The sequence below is a fragment of the Pseudomonas sp. genome (genome assembly GCF_049590575.1).
Lineage (GTDB): Bacteria > Pseudomonadota > Gammaproteobacteria > Pseudomonadales > Pseudomonadaceae > Aquipseudomonas.
This window is the reverse complement of the sequence record NZ_JBAWDE010000268.1, coordinates 1-6,253: the sequence shown is the minus strand read 5'-3', so window position 1 is coordinate 6,253 and position 6,253 is coordinate 1. Positions and strand designations below refer to the sequence as shown.

Below are 6,253 nucleotides of genomic sequence, written 5' to 3'. Positions count from 1 at the left end.
GGCTTGCTCGCGAAGACGGTGGATCAGTCAGCAGATGTATTGACTGGCACATCGCCTTCGCGAGCAAGCCCGCTCCCACATCTGATCGCATTTGTACTTCCGACTTCTAATAACAAGGACACCCCATGCGCGCACTCGCCGCCTTGAGCCGCTTCGTCGGCAATACCTTCGCCTACTGGGTATTGATTTTCGCCGTCCTCGCCTTCCTCGAACCCAGCTGGTTCATCGGCCTGAAAAGCGCCATCGTCCCGCTGCTGGGCCTGGTGATGTTCGGCATGGGGCTGACCCTCAAACTCGAAGACTTCGCCGAGGTCGCCCGCCACCCGTGGCGCGTGGCCCTGGGCGTGGTTGCGCACTTTGTGATCATGCCGGGTGTGGCCTGGTTGCTGTGCCAGGCGTTTCACCTGCCGCCGGAAATTGCCGTCGGCGTGATCCTGGTCGGCTGCTGCCCAAGCGGCACATCGTCTAACGTGATGACCTGGCTCGCGCGCGGCGACCTGGCGCTGTCAGTGGCCATCGCGGCCGTCACCACCCTCCTCGCCCCGTTGCTCACCCCGGCGCTGATCTGGCTGCTGGCCTCGGCCTGGTTGCCGGTGTCGTTCATGGAGTTGTTCTGGTCGATCCTGCAAGTGGTGCTGCTGCCGATCGTACTCGGCGTGCTCGCACAACGCCTGCTCGGCGAGCGGGTGCGGCATGCGGTGGACGTCTTACCGTTGGTGTCGGTGGTCAGCATTGTGATCATCGTGGCGGCGGTGGTCGCGGCCAGCCAGGCGAAGATTGCCGAATCGGGCCTGTTGATCATGGCCGTGGTGATGCTGCACAACAGCTTCGGTTACCTGCTGGGCTACTTCACCGGCCGCGTATTCAAACTGCCCTTGGCGCAACGCAAGTCGCTGGCACTGGAAGTGGGCATGCAGAACTCCGGGCTGGGCGCCGCATTGGCCAGCGCGCACTTTTCGCCGTTGGCGGCCGTGCCGAGCGCGCTGTTCAGCGTCTGGCACAATATTTCCGGAGCGCTGCTCTCGACGTATTTCCGCCGCATGAGCGAGAAGGAAGACCGCCGCGTCCTGGAGAACACCCCGCAAACTTGATCGCACGATCAATTTTCGGCACTCTACCGAGCTTCGCGGGGACGACCCCGCGACGCTGACAAGGCGCACACTCCGGGGACGACCCCGCCTGAAGAAGCGAGGTCATCATGTCCTGGATCATTCTGTTTTTTGCCGGTTTGTTTGAAGTCGGCTGGGCCGTTGGCCTGAAGTACACCGACGGTTTCAGCAAGCCGCTGCCCACTGCCCTGACGATTGCCGCCATGGCCATCAGCCTCGGCCTGCTGGGCCTGGCCATGAAAGAACTGCCGCTGGGCACCGCCTACGCCATCTGGACCGGCGTGGGTGCCGTGGGCACAGTCATCGCCGGGATTATCCTGTTCGGGGAATCCATGGCGCTGTTCCGGCTGGCCAGTGTGGCGTTGATCATTTGCGGGCTGATTGGCCTTAAAGTCAGCGCTTAGGCCTCTACCGCTCCCACAGTCTGGATGCATTCCAACTGTGGGAGCGGGCTTGCTCGCGAAGGGGCCGGAACAACCCGCAAACCACTACCTGACACTCCCCCGCAACACAGCCACCTGCTCCTGCAACTGCGCAGGCGTCGCCGCCTCGACCGTCACCGGCTCACCGGCCACCAGCACCACCCGCGACCAGATCCGATGAAACAGCCCCTTGCTCGGATCGCGACTGAAAAAGCTCCCCCACAACCCCTGCAATGCCATCGGAATCACCGGCACCGGCGTCTCCTCAAGAATGCGCGTCACCCCGCCGCGAAACTCATTCATCTCACCGTCAGCCGTCAATTTGCCTTCCGGGAAGATGCACACCAACTCCCCATCCTTCAGATACTGGGCGATGCGCGTGAAGGCCTTTTCGTAAATCTGAATATCTTCATTCCGCCCGGCAATCGGAATCGCCCCGGCAGTGCGGAAGATAAAATTCAGCACCGGCAAACGGTAGATTTTGTAGTACATCACAAAGCGAATCGGCCGACGCACCGCGCCGCCAATCAGCAGCGCATCGACAAATGACACGTGGTTGCACACCAGTAAGGCGGCGCCCTCGTCCGGGATCAGCTGCAGGTTGCGATGCTCCACGCGGTACATGGAGTGGCTGAGCAGCCAGATCATGAAACGCATGGTGAACTCGGGGACGATCTTGAAGATGTAGGCATTGACCGCGATGTTGAGCAGCGACACCACCAGGAACAATTCGGGAATCGACAGCTTGGCCACGCTGAGCAGCAGGATCGACACGATAGCCGAGACCACCATGAACAGCGCGTTGAGGATGTTATTGGCGGCGATCACCCGCGCGCGCTCGTTCTCGGCAGTACGCGACTGGATCAGCGCGTACAGCGGCACAATATAGAAGCCACCGAACACACCCAGGCCAAGGATATCGAACAGTACCCACCAGGCCTGGCCGTAACCGAGTACGGCCAGCCAATCGTTGGCCTGCACGTTCTGCGGGAAGCCACCCGAGTGCCACCAGAGCAACAGCCCAAACACGGTCAGGCCGAACGAGCCAAAGGGCACCAGGCCGATTTCCACTTTACGTCCCGAGAGCTTTTCGCAGAGCATCGACCCGAGGGCGATGCCCACCGAGAACACAGTAAGGATCAGCGTCACCACGGTTTCGTCGCCGTACAACCATTCCTTGGCGTAGGCCGGGATCTGCGTGAGGTAGATCGCCCCGACAAACCAGAACCACGAGTTGCCGACAATCGAACGCGATACCGCCGGAGTCTGCCCCAGGCCCAGGCGCAAGGTGACCCAGGATTCGCTGAAGATATTCCAGTTCAAGCGCAACTGCGGCGTGGACGCCGCCGCGCGCGGAATGCTGCGACTGGCCAGGTAACCCACGACCGCCACGCCGACAATCGCCACCGCCACAATCGGCGCGTAGTGAGTGGACGACATCATGATCCCGGCGCCGATCGTGCCGGCGAGGATCGCCAGAAACGTGCCCATTTCCACCAGGCCGTTGCCACCCACCAGTTCATCGTCGTGCAAGGCCTGGGGCATGATCGAGTACTTCACCGGGCCGAACAGCGCCGAGTGTGTGCCCATGGCAAACAACGCCAACAGCATCAATTCCAGGTGATTGAACAGGAAGCCCGTGGCGCCCACCGCCATGATCACGATCTCGCCGACCTTGATCGCGCGGATCAACGCGTCCTTGTTGAATTTCTCGCCGAACTGCCCGGCCAGCGCCGAGAACAGGAAGAACGGCAGGATAAACAGCAACGCGCACAGGTTGACCCAAATCGCGCGGTCACCGTCGATGCTGAGCTTGTAGAGGATCGCCAGGATCAGCGATTGCTTGAAGATGTTGTCGTTGAAGGCGCCCAGTAGCTGGGTGATGAAAAACGGCAGGAAACGCCGTGTGCGCAGCAAGGTGAATTGTGAGGGGTGGCTCATCGTCCGTGTTCCTGCATGGCCTGAAGGCTGGTATTTATCAGGCCACGACTTTACCTAATCCCGCTTACTTATTCGCTAGTCCTGCAATGCACGGCGAAACAAAAAGCTCACCTTTATAGGCGCCCTGCACCGTGCGCTTGGCCACGAGCCACCACATCAGCGCCAATGCCACCACCAGCACGCTGCCGAACACGCTGAAGAACCCCAGGTGCAGCAGGCTCGCCAGCTTTAACGTGGCCAGGGCGTAGACCCCCAACGGGAAAGTAAAACCCCACCAGCCAAGGTTGAACGGGATGCCGACGCGCAGGTAACGCAGGGTGATCAACACCGCGATCAGCATCCACCAGAGGCCGAAGCCCCACAGGGTGATGCCCGCCACCAGGCCGAGGCCGTTGGCTATTTCGCCGAGACCCGGCAAGCCATTGGCGGTGAAGATCGCCGGGGCATCGCCGCCCAGCAGCAACATGCCCAGGGCCCCGGTGCCGATCGGGCCGAGCGCCAGCCAGCTCGAGGCGGCCATATTGGCCGGGGGCAATTTGTGCAAGGCCATGCGCAGCATCAGGATGGTCAGGATGCTGAACGCCACCGGCAGCGAAAACGCCCACAGCACGTAGCTGGTCACCAGCATGACCAGTTGCGCATGGGCGTCAGCCAGGTGCGGCGCCAGCAGGCCACCGCTGGCCGCCGCGACTTCGGCGGCGACCACCGGCAGCAGCCATACGGCGGTCATCTGGTCGATGCTGTGTGCCTGGCGGGTGAACATCATGAACGGGATCAGCACGCCGCAGGCCAGGGCCATCGCCACGTCCAGCCACCACAAGGCTTGCGCCAACGGAATCACATCGCTGCCCCAGCGCGGCAGGCCGAACAGCAGCAGACCATTGAGAATCGTCGCCAGGCCCATGGGAATGGTGCCAAAGAACATCGACACCGTGGAGTGCCCGAAGATGCGCCGCGCCTCGTGGAAAAACATCACCCAGCGCGCGGCGTATAGAACGGTGAATAAAATAAACAGCGCAATGGTGAACAGCCACAACCCTTCGGCGATGAGGTGCAACCCCGGCAGATTAAATGGCGTTTGCGCCAGGGCCAGCGCCAGCACGCCGGTGCCCATGGTCGCGGCAAACCAGTTGGGGGTGAACTGGCGAATCACTTCCCGAGGACGGGTCAGGTGACTGAAGGGTTTGTAACTGATGCTGTTCGAGCAGGGCATGATGGCAATCCTCTTCCTCGCTTGAGGTTGAGACCATGGTAGAACCTGATCGAATATCTATATAACGGGTAATATCTCTAACTGTTATCTGTTTTACCAATATAAGCCGGGCGCCGCTCCTGCCAGATCAACCCCGCCAAGGCCCCGACGGCCAGCAGGATCAGCACCGCGCCGTAGCCATCGGTAGTAGCGATCAAGCCGAAACTGCGGATCAGATTGCCCGCCAGCAACGAGGGCAGGCAGAACGCCAGGTAGCTCAACACATAAAACGCCGACATCAAACCGGCCCGCTCATGGGGCAAGGCCAACGGCACCACGCTGCGCAAGGCACCGAGAAAGCCCGCACCGAAACCGCTGCCGGCGACCAGGGTGGCGATGAAAAACAGTGGCAGGCTGGCGCTGTGCACGGCGGTGAGGATCAGCGCCACACCGATTGCCAGCAACCCGGCGCCGAGGCGCAGCACCTTGTCGGCCGGGCGATTGCGCAGGGTGAAAATCATCAGCGCACCGCTCAAGGTCAGCACCGCGACCAGCCCGCCACCGATCAAGTTGGAGGTCGAGCCGGTGGCGGCGCGCACTAGCGATGGAGCCAGCGACAAATAAAACCCGCCCATCGCCCATACCGCCACATCCACCGGCAATGACAGCCACAAGGCCCGACGCGCCTGAGGCGGCACGTGCAAGGTCGGACGCAACGAGGCGAGTGCGCCGGGAATACGGCTGACACTTTCCGGCAGGCGCCATACGTAGAGGGCCTGTGCCAGCATCAGCCCGAGCAACGCCCAGTAAATCAACTGGGTCGGCAACGGCGCGAACTCCACCAGCAAACTACTGCCCATCGCCCCGCACGCCATGCCCAGCAGGGGCGCCACGCTGTTGACCAGCGGGCCCTGTTGGCGGTCGGTGTCAAGCAAGGCGGCGCCCAACACGGCGGTGGCCATGCCGGTGGCAAACCCTTGCAAGGTGCGCGCGGCAATCAACCAGGCCACGCTGTCGGCATTGATAAACAGCAACATCGCCAGCATATCCAGGATCAGAGCGGAAAAAATCACTGGCTTGCGCCCCAGATGGTCCGACAATGAACCGACGGTCAGCAGCGCGGCAAGCAGGCTCAGGGCGTAGACACCGAAGATCAGCGTGAGCATGCCCGCGGAAAAATGCAGGCCTTCCTGGTACAGGTGATACAAAGGCGTCGGCGCGCTGGAGGCTGCAAGAAACGTCAACAAGGTGATCGCCAGGAACACCAGGCTGGAACGATGGGAAGTGAGGCTGGACATGGCACGCTCCGCTAAAGCTAATATTTTGCTTTTGCGGAGTGTGCTACCCGCCGGCGCTTAAAGCAAATTCTTTGTGTTAAGGTTTTACGCATGGCGATAAAAGAAGGCCTTCGCCCGGGGGGCCGCAGTGCCCGGGTACAAGAATCAGTGCATTCGGCCGTGCGTGAACTACTGGAAGCCCATGAGCGCTCCAATGTCACTGTGCCGATGATTGCCGCACGCGCGGGCGTCACGCCCTCGACCATCTACCGGCGCTGGGGCGACCTGTCCGTGCTGCTCGCGGATGTGGCC

The 6,253-nt window shown here is 61.7% G+C and carries 6 protein-coding genes; 3 read left to right on the top strand and 3 right to left on the bottom strand.

The annotated features are described in order from the left end of the window. The first annotated feature begins 125 nt into the window (after positions 1–125). Together WBR57_RS18575 and sugE are read left to right on the top strand one after the other, a co-directional pair. Entirely contained in the window at positions 126–1,091 is a 966-nt protein-coding gene (locus tag WBR57_RS18575; RefSeq protein ID WP_424085395.1) for a bile acid:sodium symporter family protein, read from the top strand. Between the two features lie 107 nt (positions 1,092–1,198). After that, positions 1,199–1,513, top strand: a complete 315-nt coding sequence (gene sugE, locus WBR57_RS18570) for a quaternary ammonium compound efflux SMR transporter SugE (RefSeq protein WP_078741662.1) — start codon at positions 1,199–1,201, stop codon at positions 1,511–1,513. Between the two features lie 84 nt (positions 1,514–1,597). Here the strand turns inward: sugE and WBR57_RS18565 are convergent, their stop codons facing one another. The 3 genes from WBR57_RS18565 to WBR57_RS18555 all read right to left on the bottom strand — a co-directional run bounded on the left by WBR57_RS18565 (position 1,598) and on the right by WBR57_RS18555 (position 5,962). Beyond that, positions 1,598–3,472 (bottom strand): MFS transporter, encoded by a 1,875-nt coding sequence (locus WBR57_RS18565; RefSeq protein ID WP_424085393.1) that lies wholly within the window; start codon positions 3,470–3,472, stop codon positions 1,598–1,600. A 64-nt stretch (positions 3,473–3,536) separates the two neighbouring features. Beyond that, positions 3,537–4,685 carry a TDT family transporter gene (locus tag WBR57_RS18560; RefSeq protein ID WP_424085391.1) on the bottom strand — a complete coding sequence of 383 codons (1,149 nt, stop codon included), beginning with the start codon at positions 4,683–4,685 and terminating at the stop codon, positions 3,537–3,539. 77 nt (positions 4,686–4,762) lie between these two features. Then, the gene (locus WBR57_RS18555; RefSeq protein ID WP_424085389.1) at positions 4,763–5,962 is read right to left on the bottom strand and encodes an MFS transporter; all 1,200 of its coding nucleotides are present in this window, start codon (positions 5,960–5,962) and stop codon (positions 4,763–4,765) included. A 90-nt stretch (positions 5,963–6,052) separates the two neighbouring features. Between WBR57_RS18555 and WBR57_RS18550 the strand changes: the two genes are divergently transcribed. Beyond that, on the top strand, positions 6,053–6,253 hold a 201-nt coding region (locus tag WBR57_RS18550; RefSeq protein WP_424085387.1), incomplete at its 3' end, for a TetR/AcrR family transcriptional regulator.

Excerpts from the sequence above, each read along its gene's own strand:
- WBR57_RS18575 (WP_424085395.1), top strand. The coding sequence starts at position 126 with ATGCGCGCACTCGCCGCCTTGAGCCGCTTCGTCGGCAATACCTTCGCC.
- sugE (WP_078741662.1), top strand. The coding sequence starts at position 1,199 with ATGTCCTGGATCATTCTGTTTTTTGCCGGTTTGTTTGAAGTCGGCTGG.
- WBR57_RS18565 (WP_424085393.1), bottom strand. The coding sequence starts at position 3,472 with ATGAGCCACCCCTCACAATTCACCTTGCTGCGCACACGGCGTTTCCTG.
- WBR57_RS18560 (WP_424085391.1), bottom strand. The coding sequence starts at position 4,685 with ATGCCCTGCTCGAACAGCATCAGTTACAAACCCTTCAGTCACCTGACC.
- WBR57_RS18555 (WP_424085389.1), bottom strand. The coding sequence starts at position 5,962 with ATGTCCAGCCTCACTTCCCATCGTTCCAGCCTGGTGTTCCTGGCGATC.